Below are 24,493 nucleotides of genomic sequence, written 5' to 3' on the forward strand. Positions count from 1 at the left end.
GGAGGAGCGGCCGTACCGTGCGGGCGCCGGCGCTATGGGGGTTGCGGTGGGCAGGACGGCGAATCGGCGGCGTGGGCTGTGGGCGACGGCGGTACTGGGCGGGATCGTGGCGGTGGCGGCGGGGTGCGGTGCGGACGCGGGGGACGACACCTCGCCCGACCACCGGTCCTTCGCGCTGCACGGGCGGACGCTCACCGTGGACTCGGACGACTCCACGCTGGTGCTCGTCCCCGGCGACGGTGACAAGGTGCGCGTGACCCGGTGGTTCAAGGGCAAGGTCGTGCTGGGCGGCGACCCGAAGGTCTCGTGGAAGGTCGACGGCGACCGGCTGGTGCTGCGCACGCACTGCTCGGGTTTCGTCGCGGACTGTTCCGCCAAGCACCGCATCGAGGTGCCGCGGGGCGTGGCGGTCAAGGTGCGCGAGGACGACGGCGGCGTCACCGCGCGTGGTTTCCGCTCGGCGGTCGACATCCGCACGGCCGACGGGACGGTGCGCGTCAGCGATGTCACGGGGCCGCTGTCCCTGCACTCGGACGACGGGTCGGTGCACGCGAGCGGTGTGGGATCGCGCAGGGTGCGCGTGGGCACGAAGGACGGCTCCGTGCACCTGGACATGCGCGCCGTTCCCGACCGGGTCGAGGCCGAGAGCGACGACGGCTCCCTCACGCTGACGCTGCCGCACGCCGCGTACCGGGTGACGGCCACGTCGAAGGACGGCTCCGTGCACGTGTCCGTGCCCCGGGACAAGGGGAGCGCCCACGTGATCGGCGCCCGCACCCAGGACGGCTCGGTGACCGTGCGCCCCGCTGGGGACTGACCGGCACTCCCCCGCCCGCGGGCGGGGTGGTCGTCACGGCGAACCGGATCACCCGTGTGTTCGTCCTCAACCGGTGGGAGAATGAACACCGGGCAGCGGACGACAGTACGGGAGAGGGATGTGCCGGCGACACCGCCAGAGCCGTACACACAGTCGAGACACCATCGGCAGACGTTCGCGCACATGCCCGTCGCGCCCCTTCTCCGCGCTGCCCGCGACACGCTCGCCCTGTTCGCGCTGCCGATGCTCGCCGCACCTCTGCTCGCGGCGGCGTTCACCGGGGGCGGGACCCGCAGGTGGTTCGGCGGGCGCTCGGAGGACGCGCGGGCCGAGGCGCAGGCCGCCAAGGACGCGGCGGCGTCCGCGTTCTACGAGCTGGACACCGCCCAGCGGGACATGCGCATCTCCATCGAGACCATCGCCGCCGTCGACGACTCCCCCGCAGCCCGGCGGGCGCTCTCCGGCTTCGAGGAGTTCGGGCACCGCATAGACGAGGTCAGCGGCCGCTACATCGCCGCCGTCGACGCCTTCGACCTGGACCGGGACGACCTCGAGGCCTCCGCCGCCTCCCGCGCCCGGCGCGACCTCACCGCCGCCAAGGACGAGTTGCAGCGGGTCAAGCAGGAGCTGGATCGTTTCGCCGAGGGCCTCGGCCCGCTGCTCGGCAAGGCGGAGACGCAGCTCGCCCGGCTCGCCCCCGCCGTCGAGCGCGCCCGGCAGGCCCTGCGCGCCGCCGGTCAGGCGCTGGACGCGGTGCGGGGCACGGGGCTGAACGCCGACGATCTCGCCGCCCGGCTGGCCGCTCTCGGCCCCGAGCTGACGAGGCTCAACGAGGGGGCGGGCCGGCACGGTGTCGGGGACACGCTGCAGCGCGCGGAGCGGGTGTCCCGGGAGGCCGGGGCGGTGCGCGCGGAGGCCGAGCGGCTGCCGGAGCGGGCCGCCGAGATCGACAAGCGGCTGGTGTCGCTGCGCACCCGCGCGCAGGCGCTGACCACGCGCGCGAGCCAGGTCGAGCCGGTCCTCAGCGAGCTGCGACGGCGGTTCGTGGCGGCCTGCTGGCAGGACCTGCAGCCGGTGCCGGACATGGCCGCCGAGAACGTGCGGCAGGCGGAGCGGAAGCTGGCGGAGGCGCGGGCGGCCCGGCAGGAGCAGCGCTGGGCGGACGCGACCTCGCGGCTGGCGACGGTGCGGGCGCTGCTGAACGACACGGACGAGGCGGTGTCCGCGGCCGGTGACCGGCTGCGGCGGCTCAACGCCGTGCAGAAGGATCCGCAGGCGGAGATCGAACGGACGCGGTTCGCCGTGCGGGACGCGCAGCGGCTGGCGATGGCGGGCCGGACGACTCCGGAGCCGCGGCACGCGAGGCCGCTGGACGCCGCGGTGGAGCGGCTGGAGCGGGCGGTCGCCGGCCTCGAGGGGCGGCACCCGGACTACTGGCACTTCCTGGTGGAGACGGACGCCGTGCGGCGGGCCGCCGCGGCGGTCGTCGCGGACATCCGCGGGGAGCGGGCCGGCGGGAGCTGAGCCCCGGACGAGCGCCCGCGCGCTTCCCCCGCGCCCTCATGACGAGCGGGGCGCGGGGGAAACGGCCGCTCAGGTGCGGTACGCGTAGTACGCCGCGTTCGGGTACGAGGCGAGGACGCTCGCCACCGAACGGTTGTACGTGTTGGTGGAGTGGTAGGTCAGGTACGGCACACCGTTGACACGCGAGGTGACGATCATGGTGTGGTCCTTGGACCCGTCCTTGTCGAAGTCCACCTGCAGCACGTCGCCGACGTCCATCTGGTAGACGTTGGCGAGGCCCGTGACCCGCTTCGAGGAGAGGGCGAACCACGAGAACTCGTTGACGCCGACGAACGAGTCCGACTGGATGTCGGCGTTGCCGAACCACTTGTGGAAGTCGTACGTGTAGCCCGGCTCGTGCTTCCAGCCGCCGGCCTTGAGGGCCTGGCTGACGAAGTTGGTGCAGTCACCGCCCGCGCCCGCCCCGTTGAAGTTGGGGTAGTCGGGGTTGTAGTTGCTCCAGTACTTCGTGGCGTAGTCCGCCATGGCCTTGTAGTTGTACGTGCCCGAGGTGAGGTTCTTCGGGTTGGCGGCCGGGTTCCGCGTGGTGGCGGAGCGGGTCGCCTCCGGCGGGTTGTCGTCGGTGGCCGTGGTCGGCTCGGGGACGGTCGGCGCGGTGGGCTGGTTGACGGCGACGCCGTCGTCCGTGTCCCGCACCTCGGTCAGCCGCCAGTTGCCGTTCCCGTCGGCCGCGAACGACAGCCTGTGGTGGGCCTGGAAGCCGGTGGTCTTCGGCTCCTTGCCCTTGGCCTCGGCGTACGTCAGCGTCGTGGTCTCGGTGACCTCGGCGGTGGCGCGGTCGCCGTTGACACGAGTCTTGCCCAGCGTGACGCTGGTCTTGCCGCCGCTGTACTGCTCGCCGAGCGAGGCGAGGCGCTTCTTGCGGTCCCGCAGCTGGGAGACCGCGGTGTTCTCGTTGCGCGTGAGCGACTTGGACAGCCGGACGTCGCCGTGGAAGCGGTTCGACAGGGACTTGCGGCCCCGGTACTGCTGCTTGTCACTGGCGACCAGCGCGTCCGTGCGGCCGGTGAAGACCGCGTCGGCCAGGCGCTGGAAGGTCGCCTTCGTCTGCTTGTCCACGGTGGGCTGGTCCACCGTCGAAGCGCCCGCGCTCCAGTTGGGCACCAGGGCGACGCCCGCGACGACCGAGGCGGCCGCCGCGGTGAATATGGTCGCGCGTCGCCGCTTGTGGCTCAATTTCCTTGACTTCACTGAGTTTCCCCTCTGCCCGGCACTGGGACGCCGGGGGCTGGAATGATGCCACGTCCCCTGTATCGCCTGTGAAGGGGGATGCACAAGAGACGTCAGGAAACTTCACAGAACCGATCTGTTCCGGAGATGTCCGAAGCGGCAGAATGATCACCGATCAGCTGATCCTCCGTCACCCCCACCCGGGCGTCCGGCGGGCGGTCGGCTCCGCGGGCGGACGTCACTGCACCACCGTCGACCAGTCCGGCGACTGCCCCGGGTCGAGGCTGCGCAGCCGTTGGAGCGTGGCCGGCTTCTGCACGTCCATCCAGTCGGCGAGCTCCTTGAAGGACACGCACTTGACGCCCTTCTTGGTGCACACGTTCTTGACGACCTGGTCGATGGCCTTCATGTAGATGCCGCCGTTCCAGTCCTCGAAGTGGTTGCCGACGAACAGGGGCGCCCGGCTGCCGTAGTAGACCCGGTTGAAGCCGTCCATGTAGGACTCGACCGTCTGCTGCTGCCACTGGGGGAACTTGGCGGGGTCGCCCTGTGTCTCCCCCTCGGACTGGTTGTAGAGGAAGTTGAAGTCCATGGACAGGCCCTGGAACTTGCCGCTCTCGTACGGGAGCATCTGCAGCGGGAAGTCCCAGATGCCGTTCTTCTTCGTCGGCCAGATCTGGAAGTCGCCCGGGGAGCTGGCATCGTAGCGCCAGCCGTAGTCCTTCATGGCCTTGAGCAGATTGGGCTGGCCCTCCAGGCAGGGGGCGCGGCCGCCGGTGACCTCCTTGCGGAAGTCGAAGGGCAGCGGATCGATGTCCTTGTAACCGGTGTTGGTCTTCCATTTCTCGGCGAACTCGAAGAACTGGTCGATCTCGCTCTTCCACTGCGCCACGCTCCAGTCACCGCCGCCCTTGGCGCCGCAGAAGTGGCCGTTGAAGTGGGTGCCGATCTCGTTGCCGTCCTCGTACGCCTTGCGGAGCTGCTCCAGCGTGGTGCGTATGTGCTCGTCGGTGGGATAGCTGATCTCCGCGCCGCCCCGGTCGTGCATCGGCGGGTCGTACAGGTCCTTCTTGTCCTTCGGCAGCAGGTAGATGCCGGTGAGGAAGAAGGTCATGTGGGCGTTGTACTCCTTGGCCAGCTCCCGGTAGTGCGAGAACAGGTGGTCGCTGCCCTCCAGCGCGCCGTCCCAGGAGAAGACCACGAACTGCGGCGGCTTCTCCCCCTTCTTCAGCGGCACGGCCTTCAACTGGCCCGTCTGCGGGCCGGTGTACGAGGTGGAACCGTCCCCGAGCACCTTCGTCTTCCCGTCCCACTCCGGCTCCTTGGACGCCTTGGCGGAGTTCGCCCCCGTGCCCTCCCTGGCGGAGGCGGCCGGGGCGGCGTCGTCGGAGCGGCTGAGCGTCAGGAAGGCGACGGACAGCGACGCCACGACGAGGAGGAGCGCCATGACCAGGAACCCGGGGCGGGTGTTGCGGCGGGGACGGGCGCGGCGGCGGTGGCCGGAGGTCTGTTTCATACGGTGCACCATCTGGGAGGAGGGGGTGGCGGGTTGACGCGGTCGTCAGCCGAGCGGGGCCATGGCGCGCGACCAGATGCCGTACGGGACGCCGTCGGCGGCGGTGCCGGCGAGCCCCTTCAGCGGCAGTGGTTCGAGGCTCTTGGCCAGGTCCATGCGGTAGACGACCACGGCGGTCGAGATCTCCTTGTCCGTTCCGACGTACCAGGAGGCGGTGTCGTCCTCGGTGGTGCCGGCCTTGCCCGACACCTTGGCCGAGGCGGCGGCCGCGGTGGGATGTGCGAGGTGGAAGGAGTCGGTGAGCGCCTCGGTGACCTGGCCGGCCACGTCGGCGCCCATCGCGCGCCGGACGGCCGGGCGGTCCATCGGCACCGTCGACCCGTTGTGGGTGACACGGCGCACCGAGTACGGCTCGGTGTGCCGGCCCCCGGCGTCGAAGGTGGCGTAGGCGCTGGCCATCCGGATGGCGCTGGGCCGGGAGCTGCCCAGGGACAGGTCGGGCACCTGGGCGCCCATGCTGGAGGAGAGCAGCCCGGCGGCGACCGCGGTGTCCCGCACGTTGTCCAGCCCGGTGTCCATGCCGAGCTGCATGAACGGGGTGTTGACGGAGTGGGCCAGCGCCTTGCCCAGGCTGATCCGCCCCCAGTCCTTCTTCCCGTCGTTGTGCGCGGCCACCTTCTTGCCGCTGCGGTCCCAGTAGGGCCCCTCGGGCGTGGTCACGGGCACCCCGTCGTCGCCGTCGTAGACCGACTCGGGGGTGACGGGGGTGCGCGGTGCGTCGCGCTTCCTGGTGACGCCGTGCTCGAGTCCGGCGGCGTACACGAAGGGCAGGAAGGCGGTGCCCGCAGGGACGGTGGTCGCGTTGGACTCGTTGTAGCCCTGCGTGCGGTGGTCGGGACCGCCGTAGACGGCGATGACGCGTCCGTCGGAGGCGATCGAGGCGGCTCCGTAGTGGGCGGTCCTCTTCGCCTTCGGGTCCTCGTCGAGCGCCTTCTTGCGGGCCTTGGTGACGGTGTCGGTGAGCACCTTCTCCCGCTTCTTGTCGAAGGTGGTGTAGATCTGGAAGCCGCCGAGGTCGAACTCCTTGTCCGTCAGGTGCGCGGACTTCTTGACGTACTGGGCGGCGAGCTGGACGAGGTAGTCGCTCTGCTCACCGGTGTCGTAGAGCGGGTTGCTCTTGAGGGGCTCGGGGAACGTCTTGTACGTGGCGCGCTCGGAGGCCGAGAGCTTGCCGATCTTGACCATGCGGTCGAGGATCCAGTTCCAGCGGTCCACGGCCCGCGCGTGGTTGGTCTGGTTCAGCGTCGGGTCGTACAGGCCGGCGCCCTTGAGCAGACAGGCGAGGAAGGCGGCCTCGCTCGCGTTCAGCTTGCTGACATCCTTGCCGTAGTACGCCTGGGCGGCGCGCTGGATGCCGTAGGTGCCCCGGCCGAACCAGCTCGTGTTCAGGTAACCCTCGAGGATCTTGTCCTTGCTCATCTGGTTGTCGAGCTTGAGGGAGATCATCGCCTCGGTGAACTTGCGGCTCACCGTCTGGTTCTGGTTCAGGTAGACGTTCTTGACGTACTGCTGGGTGATGGTGGAGCCGCCCTCGGTGTCCCCCTTGCCGACGGTGCGCCACAGGGCGCGGGAGATGCCCTTGAGGGAGATGCCGGGGTCGGAGTAGAAGCTCTGGTTCTCGGCGGCGAGGACCGCCCAGCGGACGTCGGCGGGGATGTCGTCCAGCGGCATCGCCTGGCGCTGCACCCAGCCGGTGCGGGCCATCGGCGTGCCGTCGGCCCAGAAGTACACGTTGTCCTGCTGCGTGGCGTACGTGTTGAGGTTCTCCGGTATGTCCGTCGCGGCGTAGGCCACGGCCAGGGTGCCGGTGCCCAGGCCGAAGGCTATGAGGAAGGCGCCGAGCCACTGCCGCCAGGAGGGCAGCCAGCGGCGCCAGTCCGCGCGGCCGGGGCGCGGGTAGACCGGCTTGAAGTGACGCGCGTACGGGGCGAGTCGGGCGCCGAGGGGCGCGAGGGGCGCCAGGAGCCGGGCGACGGCGGAGGGCACCGTGGCACTGGCCTTGGGCTTCGCCTTGCGGCGGGACCCGCGCTGCCGGGGCGCGTCCGGGGACTCCTCGTCGGCCCCGGACCCGGCCTCGGGCTCGGGGGGAGTGAAGACGCGCAGCGCCATCGTCTCGTCCGGCGGCGGGGGCACGCGGAGCGCCATCGTCTCCTCCGGCGAGGGAGGACGGCGCAGGGCCATCGTCTCCTCCGGCGGCGGAGGCACCCGCAGGGCCATGGTCTCGTCGGGCCGCCGGGTGTCGGCGGCGTCCTCGCCCGATTCGCGGTCGGGTTCCTCGCCCTCCTCGCCCCCGTCCCGGTCACGCGCGCGGGAGTCGCGGGCGTTCCCGGTGTTCCCGGCGTTGCGGGCTCCCGGGGAGTCCTCGCGCGAGGCGGCAGGTATCGGGCGCCGCGGACCGACAGGACGGTGAGGACGATCAGGATGTTCGGGGCCTTCGGGGCGTTCCGGGCGCTCGGGGCGTTCCACGTCTTCCGCGCGTTCCAACTCTTCGGTACGTTCCGACCGTTCGGGATGGTTCGGCCACTCGGGTGTGCCGGGGGCCGGGTCTTCGGCCGGGCCCTGTCCGAATCGTTTCGGCGGGGTCGCACGGCGGCCGGGGCGCTCCTCGCCCTCCCCGCTATCCATGGTCGGCTCCGGAACGGGGACGGCCCAGGGGCTGCGGGGCATCGGTTCGATGCCGGGCATGGGTCACGACTGCGTCTCCCTCCGCACTCGGTGTTGCGCGCGCGGGTAGATGCAGCTGCCGCACACAGCGGCTGCGAGCCCCCCTCCCACGACATGCGGCTCATCGCGGCACGCATAAATTATCAGTGACCACTGCGCACTCTTCGTTCAGCGACGAATGAGAAATGGTCAAGAACAGGCGGTGTACGGAGAGTACGCGTCAGGGTGGGGTCTGTGCGACAGGGTTGACCAGGGATTTTCCGGCGGGCGGCCGAGGGACGGCGGTTCACACACGCCCGTGCCCCCAGTGAACGCCGCCCGGCCGCTTCGACGGCGGCGCCCACGGGGCGGGCGGCCCTTACGCCGGGGCCGGCCCTCCGGCGCCGGGCTCCGCCGCCGGCACCGCGCCCAGGAACTCCCGCAGAATGCGCTCGCCCGCGGCCACGCCGCGCTCCGGCAGCGCGGTGACCCCCGGGGCCGTCCAGCCCGCCTCGGCGAGTTCGCCGTGGCCCGGGCGCCAGGCCAGGTCCGCCGCGAGGAGCAGGTCCGCGTCGAGCAGGGAGTCGCCCGCCGCGAGCGTCCGGCCCGCCCCCGCCCGCCGGGCGACCTCCCGCACCGCCGCGCTCTTGGTCAGCGGCTTCGGCACCGCGTACACCTTGCGGCCCTGCAGCGAGACCGTCCAGCCCCGGGGCTCCGCCCACACCGCGAGCTCCTTCACCCAGTCACCGGGCAGGAGTGCACGCTCGACGACCAGGTAGGCGAACAGCTCGTCCGCCGTCCGGTGCTTGAGCAGCCACGCGGGGTCGGCCGCGGCGGCCAGGTGCGCCTGCACCTCGGCGAGCGGCGCGCACTCCTCGTCGAGCCGGGCCCGCACGGCGGCGTGCCACTCCGGGTCGGACACACCGTCGACCAGCAGATGCCCGCCGTTGGCGCACACGGCGAACCGGGGCGCGGGCCCGGGCAGCCGGATGCGCAGGTACTGCTCCCGCGTGCGCGTCGTGGTCGGCACGAAGACCGCCGCCGAGCCCAGCGCGGCGAGCAGCCCGGCCGCCGTCTCCGTGACGTACGACAGGGGGCGGCCCTGATAGACCTCGACGCACAGCAGCCGGGGGGCCTCCCGGTCGGGCACGGTGAGGCCGAGGGCGGCGGCGGAGTAGATGAGGGTGCGGTCGAGGTCGCTGGCGACCACGACGGGGGCGGTGCCTTCCGCCGGGGCGGTCCCTTCCGCGGGGGCGGGGTGCGTCACCGGGTCACCGCCCTGCCGTCGGCGCCGGTCGCACCCCGGGTGTAGCGGGGGTGGATCAGGCCCACGCACGAGTACGGCAGGTCGCCGGCCTCCTCCACCGGCACCCCGCGCTGCGCGGCCAGCAGCCGCACGTGGTCGAGGTCGGCGCCCGCCCCGGCCCGGGCGAGGATCTTCCACGGCACCCGGCGCAGCAGCACCCGGGTGGTCTCGCCGACGCCGGGCTTGACGAGGTTGACGTCGTGGATGCCGTACTCCTCGCTGATGCGTTCCACGGCCGCCCAGCCCTCCCAGGTGGGGGTGCGGTCGGCGGCGAGGAGTTCCTTGGCGCGGGCGCCGGCCTCCTCGGCCACCTCGGCGAACCGGGCGGAGACGGCGTCGAGGAAGGCGGCGGAGACGTCGGCGCCGGCCAGCTCGCGGTAGAACTTGGCGCCGTGGAAGTCGTCCGGACCGACGAGGTCGGCGCGCAGCACCGTGCGCGAGATCAGCCCGGAGACGGTGGAGTTGAGACAGGCGGAGGGGATGAGGAAGTCGTCCCGGGTGCCGTACGTGCGCACGCAGGAGCCGGGGTCGGCCAGCACGGCGATCTCGGGGTCGAAGCCTGCGGCGCCGCCCGCGGCCTCGAAGTCGCGCACGGCGGCGGCGAGTTCGCGGGTGATGGCGCCCTTGCCGGTCCAGCCGTCGACGAAGACGACGTCGGCGGGGTCGTGGTGGGCGGCCAGCCAGCGCAGCGCGTTGGCGTCGATGCCGCGCCCGCGGACGATGGAGACGGCGTAGTGCGGCAGGTCGAGGCCGTGCCGGAACAGGCCCCAGCGGCGCATCAGGACGCCGACGGGCGTTCCGGCCCGGGCGAGCGAGACGAGGACGGGCCGGGGGGAGCGCTCGGCGAGCACCGTCTCGGTGACGACGCCGACGGCGCGGGCGATCCGGGCGGCCGAGGTCGTGAGCGCGGCGTGGAAGAGGGCCTGGTACTCCTCGCTCGGCTGGTACTCCACCGGCAGCGACTCGGCGTAGTGGGCGCCGCCGCTCTGGATGGCCTCCTCGCGCTCCTCGGTGGGGGCCTCCAGCGTCACCTCGGAGAGGTCCTGCAGCAGCCAGCCGACCTCCTCGGGGGCGTACGAGGAGAAGGCGGGGCCGCGCAGCGGCTCGGGCAGCATGGAGGGCCTTTCGACGGGGGGTGCGGGCGGGGGCGTGTACGAGGGGACGACCGCCAGCAGGACGTGCGGGACGTGCGCGGCGAGCCGGGAGGTCAGCCCCCCGGGCGCGTGCAGCGCGGGGGTGTCGCCGGCCGAGTCGACGACGGCGAGGACGGCGTCGAACCCGGCGCCGGCGACGTTGTAGGCGTACCGCTCACCGGGGCCGTCGGCGGGTTCGTCGTGGGCGGGGAAGACGAGGCGGCTGCGTATCGCGTACCCGGGGTCGTCCACGGCGAGCACGGGTGAGCGGGTGGTGGTGGAGTACCGCACCTCGTAGTCCTCGCCGAGCGCCTCCTCCAGCCCGAGCGCGAGCCGCAGCGGTGCGTACATCAGCTCCTCGTTGCCGAGCACGAGCACGCGACGGGCGGCGGCGGGCAGGGCCTCGGCGAGCCGCGCGACCATCCCGGGCAGCGCGGCCTCGAGCCGTTCCCGGTCCCCGGCGGCGAACCCGTGCCGTCCGCCGTCGGGCACCCCCGCCGGCCAGCCGAGCTCGACCCGCGGTACCTCACCGAGGGCGGCCGGACCGGGGCCGGGGGGCTCCGCCCGCGTGGTCCCCTCGTACCGCTCGACCAGGGCCCGGCCCTTCTCCAGCACCCCGTCCGGCAGCAGGACCCTCCCCGAGGCCCCCGCGACGAGGTCGACCCGCGCCCCGATCTCCGCCGCGAACTCCGCGAGACGTCCCGCGTCCTCCTCGGACCGCATGTCCACGAGCGCCACCACCACGTACCGCCGGCGTGGGAACCGCCCGTGCAGCGCGCGCACGGTGTTGAGGACCGTGTTGCCGGTGGAGAACTCGTCGTCGACCAGCACGAGCGGCCCCTCGCCCGCCAGCAGTCCCGGATCGGCGGGCAGCAGCAGATGGGAGGTGGCGTGCGAGTGGGACTCCTCGAAACCCCCCGCCGGCGCGACCCCGGCGACCGGCCGGCGCGTGGAGTGCAGGTACGGGGCGCCCCCGAGCCCGTCCGCGACGCAGTGCCCGAGGCCGGTGGCGGTCTCGGCGTAGCCGAGCACGACGGCCGTCCGCGCCTCCTCCCCCAGCAGCTCCCGCACCCGCCGGCCCAGCGCGTGCCCGTGCCCGTGCACGACGGAGGGGCGCTGGGGCACGTGCTTGCCGAGGACCTGGGACACCAGCAGATGCGCCCGCTTGGGGTTGCGGCGCAGCGCGAGCCCGAGCAGTTCGCCCAGGTTCTCCTCGCCGGCGAGCTCGACCCCGAGCCGCTCGGCCACCCACGCCCCGGACCACACCACGTCGCCCTCGCCGCCTCTGCCGCTGTCGTTACTCATCGTTCCCTTGTCGGTCGTGGGTCGTGGGTGGTCGTGGGTCGTGGGTGGTCGTGGGTCGTGGGCGGTCGTGGGCGGTCCGGGGGGCCGTCGGCTCCGGGGACGTCCTTCCCGGGGGGCCGGCCTCTCCTCAGCCGTGCAGCCCCGCCGCCAGCAGCTCGACGAAGCCCACGTCCTCGCCCGCCACCCCGAAGGCCTCCGCCCGCAGCAGGGTCCGCTCCGCCCAGGCCCGGTGCGGCTTCACCTCGTTCATCTTGTTCGTGTACGCGGACCTGAGCACACCCCCACCGCCGCGTTCCGGCCGCAGGATGTCCTGGGCGTCGCAGTACTCCTCGTGGCTGACGACCGACAAAGCGTGCACGGGCGTCACGTGGGAGGGGTGGATGCAGGTCTTGCCGAGCAGGCCGTTGGCCTGGTCGAGGGAGATCTCGCGCAGCAGTCCGTCCATCCGGTGCTCGAGCAGCGCCTGGCGCAGTTCCACCGCCCGGCCCTCCTGGAAGGGGCTCTGGCGCAGCAGCGGCTTGAACATCCGCTCCTGCACCCGGAAGTACTCCCACACCGGCCCGGTCACGGTGAACCCGGTGCCGTCGGACCGGCCCAGCACGTTGACGACGTCGGCGATGACGGAGGCGACGACCTGGACGTCGTACGCGGTCATGTCGGGGGCGCGGCGCAGCCCGTAGGCGGAGCAGAAGTCGGTCACGCCGAGGCGCAGCGCGAGGACCCGGTCGCGGTACTTGTCGACGGTGCGGAAGATGCCGTCCAGTGCGGCGGCCCGCGTCTCCAGGTGGAGCAGTTCGGGGGACTCCAGCACCGGCATGGCGAACAGCCGCCGTCCACTCGCCGCCTCGGCCTCGGAGAGCCCCTCCAGGAAGGGGATGCCGCGCTCCTCGGTGAACTTGGGCAGGACGAAACCGGACAGCAGCCGGACGGCCGGGCCGAGGCGCCGCGCCAGGTCCGGTATCTGCCCGGGGGTGCGGACCCGGATGAACAGCAGCGGCAGGGCGGCCTCGTCGAGCGCGGCCAGCTCGGCGAACTGGCGGACGAGGTTGGCCTCGGCGTCCACGACCTCGGCGTCGTCGATGGAGTCCTCCAGGCACAGCACCATGGAGACGACCCCGCGCGCGGCCTGCTTGACGACGTCCTCGGCCAGCCGCGGGCGGGTCGCGGGGCTGTAGAGGGTGGCGCCCAGGGCCGCGGAGAGCAGCCGGGCCGGGGAGTCGGCGGTGAACTCGGCGGGCTCCCGGTGGAACAGGTGACGCCGCTGCTCCGGAGCGATGTGCCCGAAATGACGCATAAGACTCCCCCGTGGTGCCGATCGGCCGGAAAACAGGTGGCCGGTAATAGTACGTACGGACGTGTGTCCGCAGTTCCCTCAGGGTGTGAAGTCCCGGTGACCCGGACGTGTCGTGCGTGTCCACACCACCCTGCCGGGTATCCCGTGAACCGGGTGGGCAACCCTCGCCGACCCCTGCCCCGCGTTGTCGTGAGCAGGACCGAGAAGGCAGGATGACCGCATGACGCACGCGATGCTGAAGGGGTCGAACGTCCCGCTGGAGGCCACGGCGGTACGGGCCGTACTGCGCTGGGCGCCCGGGCAGGGCTCCCCCGAGGTGGACGCCTCCGCGCTGCTGCTCGGCCCCGAGGGACGGGTGCGCTCGGACGAGGACTTCGTCTTCTACAACCAGCCCCGGCACCCCTCGGGGGCGGTCCGGCTGCTGGGCAAGAAGCGCGAGCCCGAGGGGATGACCGACTCGATCCAGACGGACCTCGCCGGCGTCGAGGGCGACGTGGGGCGCGTGCTGCTGGTGGCGTCCGCGGACGACGTCCCGTTCGAACAGGTGCAGGCCCTGTGCATCGTGCTGTACGACGCGGGCGCGGCGGGCGCGGAGCCCCTGACGTACTTCGAGATCAAGCCGGAGACCGGACAGGAGACGGCGCTGATCTGCGGGGAGCTGTACCGGCGGGGGGACGCCTGGAAGTTCCGGGCGCTCGGTGAGGGCTACTCGAACGGCCTGAAGGGCCTGGCGAACGACTTCGGCATCTCGGTGGACGATTCCGAGCAGCCGTCCCGGCCGGAGCCGGCCTCGGCGCCGCTGCCGCCCGAGCAACCGCCGGTGGCCGCGCAGCAGACGGCGGGAATGGCGCAGCAGCAGCCGGCCTACGGATATCCGCCGGCGGCACCCACGGAGCCGGTGGCGCAGCCCGCGTACGGCTATCCGCAGCCGCAGACGGCGGGCATGCCGGCGCCCGCCCACGGCCACCCGGTGGCCCCGGCCGCGTCGGCCGCGCCGGATCCCGACTTCCAGTTGCCGCCGCAGGGACCGCAGTTCCTCGGCCGCTGAGGCGCCGGGAGGGCCCCGGGGGGCGCCGGGGGCACCTCCCTGCACGGCCCTGCACTGCCCTGCCCTACATGGCCCCCCGGTCCGCCCGGGACTTGTAGCCGCGGCCCCATTGGAGGCCCCAGCCGAAGAGCCGGTCCAGTTCCGCCTGGAAGCCGTAGACGAACTTCACCTCGCGGCGGACCATCAGCTCGCCCTTCACGTTCTCGATGAGCACCACCGCGCAGGACCGGGCCTGCGGGGCGCGTTCGTCGAGGCCGATCTCGACCCTCGGCCCGTTGCTCGGGTACAGGGTCACCACGGCGTGCGTACGGTCGAACGCCGGCGTCTGGTCGTAGATGTAGACGAAGATCAGCAGTCGTTTGATGTCGTCCCGGTGGTCGAGGTTGACGTAGATGTCCTCGCCGGAGCCCGAGCCGAAGCGGTCGTCCCCGCTCAGCTTCACGTACGGCGGGGCGTTGAGTTCTCCGAAGAAGCCGCCCAGCGGCTGCACCACGCCCTTGGAGCCGTCCGCGAGCTCGTACAGGCAGCCCAGGTCGAGGTCGACGTTCACCATGCTCATGGTGTGCGCCTGCACCACCTCGGGGGTGAACATCCGCAGCGGGTGCCGCAGCAGGCTGCCGCGCTGGGGCGCGCCGATGTCGGAGGTGCGCATCCGCCAGGACAGGTTGACCCGCAGGTGCCCGGTGGCCGCGCCCTGCTTGGTCAGGGAGATCGTGTGGTGCCGCTTGGTCAGTTCGATGGCGTTGCTGGCCGCGCTGCCGGAGTCGAACTGGGCCGCCCGGGCGCCCAGCAGACCGTCGAAGAACCCCATTACCCGCCCCCACGCGTGACACGTTCACCGGACATACAGACGAAGCGTTCCTCACGGGGCGCCGCGTCACACCCCCGCCGCCGTACCGGCGGAAGCACTGGGGGCGGGCCCGGCGCACGGCCGGACCCGCCCCGTGAAGAGCCGCCGGTCAGACGCCGGAGGACACCTCGTCCCTCGTCCCGCTGCCACCGCCCTCGGCGGCGAGGGCCCGGTTGCGGCGGACCGAGGACCAGAAGGACCAGGCGATCAGCACGACGCCGACGAGGCCGGTGATGACCTCGTTGATCTCGTACTGGATGGTGACCAGGAGGATCACGGCCAGGGCGCCGATCGCGTAGTGGGCGCCGTGCTCCAGGTAGACGTAGTCGTCGAGGGTGCCCTGGCGGACCAGGTAGACCGTGAGCGAACGGACGTACATCGCGCCGATGCCCAGGCCCAGCGCCATCATCACGATGTCGTTGGTGATGGCGAAGGCGCCGATCACGCCGTCGAAGGAGAAGGAGGCGTCCAGGACCTCGAGGTAGAGGAACATGAAGAACGCGGCCTGGCCGGCCAGCAGCACCGGCGATTTCTTCCTGCCGGACCGCTCGGCCGCTTCCTCCTCCTCGTGCTCGCGTTCCTCTTGCTCCTCCAGGCGGTCCTCGAAATACCCGGAGAGACCGCCGACGATCATGTAGGTGATCAGACCCGCGATACCGGAGAGCAGGACCGTCTGCCCCTTGTCGACGTGGACACCGCCGTGCTGGTGGGCGTGGGCGGCGACCGTCATGGAGGAGATGAGCAGGGCGATCAGCGCGATGCAGACCGAGAGCATGTCGACCTTGCCGAGCTTGGCCAGCGGCCGCTCCAGCCAGGCGAGCCACTTGATGTCACGGTCCTCGAAGATGAAGTCGAGGAAGATCATCAACAGGAACATGCCACCGAACGCGGCGATCGCCGGGTGCGCGTCCGTGACCAGTTGCTGGTAGCGCTCCTTGTCGGAGAACGCGAGGTCGACCGCGTCCCACGGATTGAGTTTCGCGGTGATCGCGACGATCACGACGGGAAAGACCAGCCGCATGCCGAAGACGGCGATCAGCACGCCGATCGTGAGGAAGATCTTCTGCCAGAAGGCATTCATCTTCTTCAGCACGCCGGCGTTGACGACCGCGTTGTCGAAGGAGAGCGAGATCTCCAGAACGGCCAGGATGGCGACGATCCCGAACCCGGTCCATCCGTCGTAGAAAACGGCCGCCACCAGGCCGAGTGCGGTGATCGCGAACGACCAGCCGAAGGTTTTCAGAAGCACTGGCTACCCAATCGTGACTCGTGATGTGTACGGGTCTCCCCCGCGCCGTACTCGGCTTTACTGAACGTTGACCACGGAGTCTAGAGTGCTCGCCCTCCAGCCGGCCGTGCGGGCTTCGATACGCCCCCGGTGACTCCGGTGTTCCTTGTGCCCTCCGGGAACGGCATCAGGCCCCGCGAACCCCTCAGGAGACGTTGACGCCGAAGTCCAGCGCGATCCCGCGCAGGCCCGAGGCGTAGCCCTGGCCGACGGCGCGGAACTTCCACTCGCCGCCGTACCGGTAGACCTCACCGAAGATCATGGCGGTCTCCGTGGAGGCGTCCTCGCTGAGGTCGTAGCGGGCCAGTTCCTGGCCGTCGGCCTGGTTGACGACCCGGATGAAGGCGTTGCTGACCTGCCCGAAGGTCTGGCCGCGCTCGTCGGCCATGTGGATCGAGACCGGGAAGACGATCTTCTCGCACCGGGCCGGCACCTTGGAGAGGTCGATCAGCAGCGACTCGTCGTCACCCTCGCCCTCACCGGTGAGGTTGTCGCCGGTGTGCTCGACCGAGCCGTCCGGGCTCTTGAGCTGGTTGTAGAACACGAACCACTCGTCGCCCATGACCCGGTTGTCGGCGCCGCACAGCAGGGCGCTGGCGTCCAGGTCGAAGGGGGCCCCGGTGGTCGAGCGCGCGTCCCAGCCGAGCCCGATCATCACCTGGGTGAGGTTCGGTGCCGCCTTGGAGAGGGAGACATTGCCTCCCTTGGCGAGTGTGACGCCCATGATGCTCCTCCCCGATGTGTTGCTTCCTGGATGTACTGCGCGTCCGGCGCCGCACGCAAACGGTGCGACGCCGGACGGTTGTCACTTCGTGCCCCGGGCGTTGACGCCCGTCGGGGTCAGACGTTGACGCCGAAGTCCTGGGCGATGCCGCGCAGGCCCGAGGCGTAGCCCTGGCCGATGGCGCGGAACTTCCACTCCGCCCCGTTGCGGTACAGCTCGCCGAAGACCATCGCGGTCTCGGTGGAGGCGTCCTCGCTCAGGTCGTAGCGGGCGATCTCCTGCTCGCCGGCCTGGTTCACGACGCGGATGAAGGCGTTGCGGACCTGACCGAAGGACTGCTGGCGGTTCTCGGCGTCGTAGATCGAGACCGGGAAGACGATCTTGTCCACGTCGGCGGGGACGGCGGCGAGGTTGATCTTGATCTGCTCGTCGTCACCCTCGCCCTCACCGGTGATGTTGTCACCGGTGTGCTCCACCGAGCCGTCCGGGCTCTTGAGGTTGTTGAAGAAGACGAAGTTCTGGTCGTTGGCGACCTTGCCCTCCGCGTTCAGCAGCAGCGCGCTGGCGTCGAGGTCGAAGTCGGTGCCGGTGGTGGTGCGCACGTCCCACCCCAGACCGACGATGACCGCGGTCAGGCCGGGGGCCTCCTTGGTCAGCGAAACGTTGCCGCCCTTGCTGAGGCTGACTCCCACGGGTCCTCCCATTGTCTTCAGGGGCGGGGAGCCCCGTCATGCGTCGGATGTTTCGGATGTACCGGATCAACGCTTGGATCCTAGTGACGGGTTCCCGCCCCTCGTAGAGGCTGAACCCGATCGGTCACAGGGTGTCGAGCGCCTTGACGTACTCGTCGAGGTCCCGGGCGTCGGGCAGTGCGTTGACCACGGTCCAGCGCACGACGCCCTCCTTGTCGATGACGAAGGTCCCCCGGACGGCGCAGCCCTTGTCCTCGGCGAAGACGCCGTAGGCGCGCGAGGTCTCGCCGTGCGGCCAGAAGTCGGAGAGCAGGGGGTACTCGAAGCCCTCCTGCTCGGCGAAGACCCGCAGGGTGTGGATGGAGTCGTTGGAGACGGCGAGGAGCTGGGTGTCCTCGTTCACGAACTTGGGCAGGTTGTCGCGCAGGGCGCACAGCTCGCCGGTGCAGACGCCGGTGAAGGCGAAGGGGTAGAAGAGCAGCACGACGTTCTTCTCGCCGCGGAAGTCCGAGAGACGGACGGTGGCGCCGTGGTTGTCCTGGAGCGCGAAGTCGGGGGCCTTGTCGCCGACCTGGAGGGCCATGATGTCGCTGCGTCCCTTCGTAGGGCTGTTCGGGGTGTTCTCCACCCTACGCAGCGATCTTCGGGCGGGACCGGGCCCCCCGACACGTGTGCCCCCGGACGCCCTGGGCGTCCGGGGGCACACGCACTGCTCAGTGCGGTGACGACGGCGTGGTCACCTCTTGGACTTGGCCGCCTTCGGCGTCACCAGCCGGCTGCCGCTCCAGTCCTTGCCGACGCTGACGCTCTTGGAGGCCGACAGTCCGGCGGTCGTCGACGCCTCGGAGATCTCGCTGGGCTCGACGTAGCCGTCGCGCCCCGTCTTCGGCGTCAGCAGCAGGATCGAGCCGCCCTCTTCGATGTACGTGGTGGCATCCACCAGCGCATCCGTCAGGTCGCCGTCGTCGTCTCGGAACCACAGCACCACGGCGTCGGCCACGTCGTCGTATTCCTCATCGACGAGGTCCTGGCCGATCACTTCCTGAATGGCCTCGCGGAGCTCCTGGTCGACGTCGTCGTCGAAGCCCAGTTCCTGGACCACCTGCTCGGGCTGGAACCCCAGCCTCGCGGCAGGGTTCGTCCGCTCCTCCGCGTGGTCCGCGGTCGCGCTCACGGGTTGCCTCCTGATCATGTTGCGAAAGATGTCTCGGGGCCTCGCGCGTGCGCGAGGCATTGGCGGTAGTCCACACGGGCGGGACGGATCGCGCAAGTACCCGGCCGTCCGGACCGCCGAAACGGTGACGATCCCGGCGGTGTCGCCGCAACCCCAGCCGCGGAAGAGCGGCCCGGAGTGATGTGCGCCACACCGTTTTGCCCCGTTCACCCGTTTCGGATTCCTTCGAGCCTACGGGACTCGAACGGTTTTGCGTAACGCGTAACACCCCGGGCGTATCGTTGCGATTGGGGTGGTCTCGCCCCGGACCAGGCCCAACAGGGCCGCGCCCGCGCGCCGGTTACCAGTCGGTAAAGATGAAGTTTCCGGATCCGAGGTACACGATGGGGAACGGTGCCCAAGGCGCAGTTGTGCAGCTTCCCACAGCCCCCAGAGAGCGAAGGAACAGCGTGGCTTCCGCATCCGATCGCAATCCGATCATCATTGGCGGCCTTCCCAGTCAGGTTCCCGACTTCGATCCCGAAGAGACCCAGGAGTGGCTCGACTCGCTGGACGCCGCGGTCGACGAGCGCGGCCGTGAGCGCGCCCGCTACCTGATGCTCCGGCTGATCGAGCGCGCCCGCGCCAAGCGTGTGGCCGTGCCCGAGATGCGCAGTACGGACTACGTCAACACCATCCCCACCAAGAGCGAGCCGTTCTTCCCCGGCAACGAGGAGATCGAGCGCAAGATCCTCAACGCCACCCGGTGGAACGCCGCGGTCATGGTCTCCCGGGCCCAGCGCCCCGGCATCGGGGTCGGCGGCCACATCGCCACCTTCGCCTCCTCCGCGTCCCTGTACGACGTGGGCTTCAACCACTTCTTCCGCGGCAAGGATGGGGGCACCTCCCGCTCGAGCGGAGCCGAGAGTGGGGGAGGCAGGGGCGGCGACCAGATCTTCTTCCAGGGGCACGCCTCCCCCGGCATCTACGCCCGCGCCTTCCTGCTGGACCGGCTCAGCGAGGCGCAGCTCGACGGGTTCCGGCAGGAGAAGTCGAAGTACCCCGACGGCCTCTCCTCCTACCCGCACCCGCGGTCCATGCCGGACTTCTGGGAGTTCCCGACCGTGTCGATGGGCCTCGGCCCGCTCGGCGCGATCTTCCAGGCGCGGATGAACCGCTACATGGAGGCGCGCGGCATCGCGGACACCTCCGACTCGCACGTGTGGGCCTTCCTCGGCGACGGCGAGATGGACGAGCCGGAGTCGCTCGGCCAGCTCTCCATCGCCGCCCGCGAGAACCTGGACAACCTGACCTTCGTCGTCAACTGCAACCTCCAGCGGCTCGACGGCCCGGTGCGCGGCAACGGCAAGATCATCCAGGAGCTGGAGTCGGTCTTCCGGGGCGCGGGCTGGAACGTCATCAAGCTGGTCTGGGACCGCTCCTGGGACCCGCTGCTGGCCCAGGACCGCGACGGCGTGCTGGTCAACCGGATGAACACGACACCGGACGGCCAGTTCCAGACGTACGCCACGGAGTCCGGCGCCTACATCCGCGAGCACTTCTTCGGCGACGACCACCGGCTGCGCGCGATGGTCGAGAACATGACCGACGACCAGATCCTGCACCTGGGGCGCGGTGGTCACGACCACCGCAAGATCTACGCGGCCTTCAAGGCGGCCAAGGAGCACAAGGGCCAGCCCACGGTGATCCTCGCCAAGACGATCAAGGGCTGGACGCTGGGCCCGAACTTCGAGGGCCGCAACGCCACGCACCAGATGAAGAAGCTGACGGTCGACGACCTCAAGCGCTTCCGCGACCGCCTGCACCTGCCGATCTCCGACAAGGAGCTGGAGTCCGGCGCGCCGCCGTACTACCACCCGGGCCGGAACTCGGAGGAGATCCAGTACATGCACGACCGCCGCCGGAGCTGCGGCGGCTACGTGCCCACCCGGATCGTGCGCTCCAAGCCGCTCCCGCTGCCCGAGGACAAGACGTACGCGACGGTCAAGAAGGGTTCGGGGCAGCAGTCCATCGCGACGACGATGGCCTTCGTGCGGCTCCTGAAGGACCTCATGCGGGACAAGGAGATCGGCAGGCGGTTCGTGCTGATCGCGCCGGACGAGTACCGCACCTTCGGCATGGACTCGTTCTTCCCGAGCGCAAAGATCTACAACCCGCTCGGTCAGCAGTACGAGTCGGTGGACCGTGAGCTGCTGCTCGCCTACAAGGAGTCGCCCACCGGCCAGATGCTGCACGACGGCATCTCGGAGGCCGGCTGCACGGCCTCGCTGATCGCGGCCGGCTCGGCCTACGCCACCCACGGCGAGCCGCTGATCCCGGTCTACGTCTTCTATTCGATGTTCGGTTTCCAGCGCACCGGCGACCAGTTCTGGCAGATGGCCGACCAGCTCGCGCGCGGTTTCGTCCTGGGCGCGACCGCCGGCCGCACGACCCTGACCGGTGAGGGGCTGCAGCACGCGGACGGCCACTCCCAGCTCCTCGCCTCGGCCAACCCGGCCTGCGTGGCCTACGACCCGGCGTACGGGTACGAGATCGCGCACATCGTGCAGGACGGGCTGCGCCGGATGTACGGCGCCGGTGAGGAGCACCCGCACGGCGAGGACGTCTTCTACTACCTCACCGTCTACAACGAGCCCATCCAGCACCCGGCCGAGCCGGCGGACGTGGACGTCGAGGGCATCCTCAAGGGCGTGCACCGGATCGCGGCGGGCTCGGCGGGCGAGATCCCGGCGCAGATCATGGCCTCGGGCGTCGCGGTGCCGTGGGCGCTGGAGGCGCAGCGGATCCTCGCCGAGGAGTGGAACGTACGGGCGGACGTGTGGTCGGCGACCTCCTGGAACGAGCTGCGGCGCGAGGCGGTGGCGGCCGAGGAGCACAACCTGCTGCATCCGGAGGAGGAGCAGCGGATGCCGTGGGTGACGCGGAGGCTGAGCGGGGCGGAGGGGCCGTTCGTGGCCGTCTCCGACTGGATGCGGTCGGTTCCGGACCAGATCGCGCGCTGGGTGCCGGGGCCGTACACCTCCCTGGGCGCGGACGGCTTCGGCTTCGCGGACACGCGGGGCGCGGCGCGGCGGTTCTTCCACATCGACGCGCAGTCGATCGTCCTGGCGGTCCTGACGGAACTGGCCAAGCAGGGGCGGGTGGACCGTTCGGCGCTGAAGCAGGCCATCGACCGCTACCGGCTCCTCGACGCCTCCGCGGCCGACCCGGGCGTCGCCGGGGGCGACGCGTAGCCCCACCACCGGTCACCGGGCACACCACCGGGCCGCCCGCGCTTCCCGCGCGGGCGGCCCGGCGCGTGTCCGGCGCCGTCCGCCGCGTCAACGGCCGGTCCCCCACCGCCCTTCGAAGGGGTGGTTACGCCGGCCTCCGGCCGCGTGCGCGGGCGGGCCCCGCGAACACTGGCCGGGGGGCGGCGCGGGCCGCCGGAGGGAAGGGGGCGGGATGGCCGACGGCACGGTACTGATGGCGGTGGCGGAGCGTCCGGACGACGGGGGCGCCACCGCCGGGCAGCTCGCGCGCATCGCGGAGGAGCTCCGGGAACGCGGCCTGCGGGTCCGGTGGGCGGCGAGCGCCCCGGACGCCGAGGCGGTGCTCAGGACGGAGGCGGGGCTGGCCGCCGCGATGGTCGCCTGGGACCTCCCGCCCGGCGGCACGGAGGAACCGGGCGGCGCCGCGGTGCTGCGCGGGATCGGCCGCCGCCTCCAGGACCTGCCGGTGTTCCTGGTCATGGCGGACGAGGGGCTGCGCGAGCTGCCGCTGTGGGTCTCGCAGTCCGTGGTGGGCTACGTGTGGCCGCTGGAGGACACCCCGGCCTTCCTCGCGGGGCGGGTCGCCACCGCCGCGCGGGCCTACCAGGAAGCCCTGCTCCCGCCGTTCTTCAAGGCGCTGCGGCGCTTCCAGGACGCGCACGAGTACTCCTGGCACACCCCGGCGCACTCCGGAGGCGTCGCCTTCCTGAAGTCACCGGTGGGCCGGGCCTTCCACGACTACTTCGGGGAACGACTGCTGCGCAGCGACCTGTCGATCTCGGTGGAGGAACTCGGTTCGCTGTTCGAGCACACCGGGCCGATCGGCGAGGCGGAGCGCAACGCCGCGCGGGTCTTCGGCTCCGAGCGCAGCTATTTCGTCCTGCACGGCGACTCCACCTGCAACCGCCTGGTCGGCCACTTCAGCGCGACCCGCGACGAGATCGCCCTGGTGGACCGCAACTGCCACAAGTCGGTCCTGCACGGTCTCGTCGTCTCGGGCGCCCGTCCGGTCTACCTCGTCCCCACCCGCAACGGCTACGGCCTCGCCGGACCGCTGCCGCCCGCCGGCATCGCGGCCGGGGCGGTCGCGGAGCGGATCGCCGCCGGCTCCCTCACGGCGGGCGCGGTGTCCCCGCGCGCCCAGTACGCGGTGTTCACCAACTCCACGTACGACGGCCTGTGTTACGACGCGGTGGCGGTCGCCCGGGCGTTCGCGCCCAGCACGCCCCGGCTCCACTTCGACGAGGCGTGGTTCGCCTACGCCCGCTTCCATCCGCTCTACGCCGGCCGCTACGGCATGTCGGTCGACGAGGAGACCTTCCCCGGGCCCGACCGGCCGACGGTGTTCGCGACCCAGTCCACGCACAAACTGCTTGCGGCGCTGTCGCAGGGCGCCATGGTGCACGTCCGGTCCGCGCCGCGGGCGCCGGTGGGACACGAGCGGTTCAACGAGGCGCTGATGATGCACGGCACGACCTCCCCGCTGTATCCGATGATCGCCTCCCTGGACGTGGCCACGGCCATGATGGACGGCCCCCGGGGACGGTGGCTCCTCGACGAGGCGGTGGCGGAGGCGGTCCGCTTCCGCCAGGAGATGGTGCGGATCGGGCGGCGGATCGAGGCCGCCGGGGACCGGCCGCCCTGGTTCTTCGGGGTGTGGCAGCCGGACGAGGTGACCGATCCGGTGAGCGGGGCACTCCTGCGCTTCGACGAGGCCCCCGCGGAGCTGCTGACGACCGAGCCGTCCTGCTGGCACCTGGCGCCCGGCGCGGACTGGCACGGCTTCCCCGGACTGACGGACGGTTACTGCATGCTCGACCCGATCAAGGTCACCCTGACCTGCCCGGGGCTCGACGCGAGGGGCGCCGTGTCCGAGTGGGGCGTCCCGGCGCGGGTGCTCACCGCCTATCTGGCCACCCGCGGCATCGTCGTGGAGAAGACCGACAGCTACACCACGCTGGTGCTGTTCTCCATGGGCATCACCAAGGGCAAGTGGGGCACGCTGCTGGACGCGCTGATGGACTTCAAGCAGCTGTACGACGAGGGCGCGCCGCTGGACCGGGTGCTTCCCGCGCTGGTCGCCGGGAACCCCGCGCGGTACGCGGGGCTCGGTCTTCGGGACCTGTGCCGGGAGATGCACGAGCATCTGCGCGAGGCACGTCTGGTCGACCTGCTGGACGCGGCCTTCCACCGGCTCCCCGAGCAGGTCGCCCCGCCCCAGCACTGCTACCAGCGCCTCGTGCGGGGCGGCACGGAACGGATCCGGCTGCGGGACGCCTCCGGCAGGGTGGCCGCGGCGATGGTCACGGTCACTCCGCCCGGCATCCCGGTCCTCATGCCGGGCGAGGGCGTCGGGACGCAGGACGGCCCCCTGCTGCGCTATCTGGGCGCGCTGGAGGCCTTCGACCGCCGCTTCCCCGGCTTCGGCAGCGAGACCCACGGGGTCACCCGCGAGGACGGCACCGGGGACTACCTGATCGAGTGTCTGCTCCCGGACGGGCCGCGGGAGTCCGCCGGCCCGGTGGCACCGGCGCAACGGCGGGACGAGGAGGACGCCAGGCCGGTGGGGTGAGCGCCCTGGGCACAGGGCAGGGCCCCCGGCGCGCCGTCGCCGGGGGCCCTCTTTCCCTCTCGCCCG

Annotated in this window: 17 protein-coding genes; 5 read left to right on the plus strand and 12 right to left on the minus strand. The window is 71.3% G+C overall.

Features of this window, described 5'->3' with window-relative positions; all coding sequences use genetic code 11:
- Positions 1 to 46: 46 nt before the first annotated feature.
- Positions 47 to 817 (plus strand): DUF4097 family beta strand repeat-containing protein, encoded by a 771-nt coding sequence (locus OHB09_RS09570; protein ID WP_167795827.1) that lies wholly within the window; start codon positions 47 to 49, stop codon positions 815 to 817.
- A 183-nt stretch (positions 818 to 1,000) separates the two neighbouring features.
- Positions 1,001 to 2,341, plus strand: a complete 1,341-nt coding sequence (locus tag OHB09_RS09575) for a coiled-coil domain-containing protein (protein WP_328729414.1) — start codon at positions 1,001 to 1,003, stop codon at positions 2,339 to 2,341.
- Positions 2,342 to 2,410: 69 nt separating this feature from the next.
- Here the strand turns inward: OHB09_RS09575 and OHB09_RS09580 are convergent, their stop codons facing one another.
- The 6 genes from OHB09_RS09580 to OHB09_RS09605 form a co-directional block, all read right to left on the minus strand.
- Entirely contained in the window at positions 2,411 to 3,577 is a 1,167-nt protein-coding gene (locus OHB09_RS09580; RefSeq protein WP_050811046.1) for an amidase domain-containing protein, read from the minus strand.
- Positions 3,578 to 3,809: 232 nt separating this feature from the next.
- Positions 3,810 to 5,087, minus strand: coding sequence for a polysaccharide deacetylase family protein (locus tag OHB09_RS09585; RefSeq protein ID WP_006137637.1), 1,278 nt, complete (start codon positions 5,085 to 5,087; stop codon positions 3,810 to 3,812).
- A gap of 45 nt (positions 5,088 to 5,132) precedes the next feature.
- Positions 5,133 to 7,292 (minus strand): transglycosylase domain-containing protein, encoded by a 2,160-nt coding sequence (locus OHB09_RS09590; RefSeq protein WP_234528186.1) that lies wholly within the window; start codon positions 7,290 to 7,292, stop codon positions 5,133 to 5,135.
- A gap of 877 nt (positions 7,293 to 8,169) precedes the next feature.
- Positions 8,170 to 9,057, minus strand: a complete 888-nt coding sequence (locus OHB09_RS09595) for an HAD family hydrolase (protein ID WP_319350878.1) — start codon at positions 9,055 to 9,057, stop codon at positions 8,170 to 8,172.
- Positions 9,054 to 11,534 (minus strand): phosphoribosyltransferase, encoded by a 2,481-nt coding sequence (locus OHB09_RS09600; RefSeq protein ID WP_319350879.1) that lies wholly within the window; start codon positions 11,532 to 11,534, stop codon positions 9,054 to 9,056. The genes OHB09_RS09595 and OHB09_RS09600 overlap by 4 nt, the downstream gene beginning before the upstream one ends.
- Before the next feature lie 127 nt (positions 11,535 to 11,661).
- Positions 11,662 to 12,828 carry an HpcH/HpaI aldolase/citrate lyase family protein gene (locus tag OHB09_RS09605; protein ID WP_006137632.1) on the minus strand — a complete coding sequence of 389 codons (1,167 nt, stop codon included), beginning with the start codon at positions 12,826 to 12,828 and terminating at the stop codon, positions 11,662 to 11,664.
- 220 nt (positions 12,829 to 13,048) lie between these two features.
- On the opposite strand from OHB09_RS09605, the gene OHB09_RS09610 reads away from it, so the two are divergent.
- Entirely contained in the window at positions 13,049 to 13,876 is an 828-nt protein-coding gene (locus OHB09_RS09610) for a TerD family protein (protein WP_191852978.1), read from the plus strand.
- Positions 13,877 to 13,940: 64 nt separating this feature from the next.
- Here the strand turns inward: OHB09_RS09610 and OHB09_RS09615 are convergent, their stop codons facing one another.
- The 6 genes from OHB09_RS09615 to OHB09_RS09640 form a co-directional block, all read right to left on the minus strand.
- Positions 13,941 to 14,687, minus strand: coding sequence for a TerD family protein (locus tag OHB09_RS09615; RefSeq protein ID WP_006137629.1), 747 nt, complete (start codon positions 14,685 to 14,687; stop codon positions 13,941 to 13,943).
- A gap of 148 nt (positions 14,688 to 14,835) precedes the next feature.
- Positions 14,836 to 15,975, minus strand: coding sequence for a DUF475 domain-containing protein (locus OHB09_RS09620; protein WP_006137628.1), 1,140 nt, complete (start codon positions 15,973 to 15,975; stop codon positions 14,836 to 14,838).
- 184 nt (positions 15,976 to 16,159) lie between these two features.
- Positions 16,160 to 16,738, minus strand: coding sequence for a TerD family protein (locus tag OHB09_RS09625; RefSeq protein WP_006137627.1), 579 nt, complete (start codon positions 16,736 to 16,738; stop codon positions 16,160 to 16,162).
- 116 nt (positions 16,739 to 16,854) lie between these two features.
- Complete coding sequence (locus OHB09_RS09630) at positions 16,855 to 17,430, minus strand: TerD family protein (protein WP_006137626.1); 576 nt, start codon at positions 17,428 to 17,430, stop codon at positions 16,855 to 16,857.
- Positions 17,431 to 17,554: 124 nt separating this feature from the next.
- Entirely contained in the window at positions 17,555 to 18,013 is a 459-nt protein-coding gene (locus tag OHB09_RS09635) for a peroxiredoxin (protein WP_040893520.1), read from the minus strand.
- 153 nt (positions 18,014 to 18,166) lie between these two features.
- The gene (locus OHB09_RS09640) at positions 18,167 to 18,604 is read right to left on the minus strand and encodes a DUF3052 domain-containing protein (protein ID WP_006137624.1); all 438 of its coding nucleotides are present in this window, start codon (positions 18,602 to 18,604) and stop codon (positions 18,167 to 18,169) included.
- Positions 18,605 to 19,053: 449 nt separating this feature from the next.
- Here OHB09_RS09640 and aceE point away from each other — a divergent pair, with 449 nt between their 5' ends.
- Together aceE and OHB09_RS09650 are read left to right on the plus strand one after the other, a co-directional pair.
- Positions 19,054 to 21,837, plus strand: coding sequence for a pyruvate dehydrogenase (acetyl-transferring), homodimeric type (gene aceE / locus OHB09_RS09645; RefSeq protein WP_191889972.1), 2,784 nt, complete (start codon positions 19,054 to 19,056; stop codon positions 21,835 to 21,837).
- Between the two features lie 211 nt (positions 21,838 to 22,048).
- Positions 22,049 to 24,427: an Orn/Lys/Arg family decarboxylase gene (locus tag OHB09_RS09650; RefSeq protein ID WP_328921841.1), complete on the plus strand. Its 2,379-nt coding sequence runs from the start codon at positions 22,049 to 22,051 to the stop codon at positions 24,425 to 24,427.
- Positions 24,428 to 24,493 lie beyond the last annotated feature (66 nt).

Origin of the sequence: Streptomyces griseoaurantiacus (genome assembly GCF_036189845.1) — a bacterium.
GTDB lineage: Bacteria > Actinomycetota > Actinomycetes > Streptomycetales > Streptomycetaceae > Streptomyces > Streptomyces griseoaurantiacus.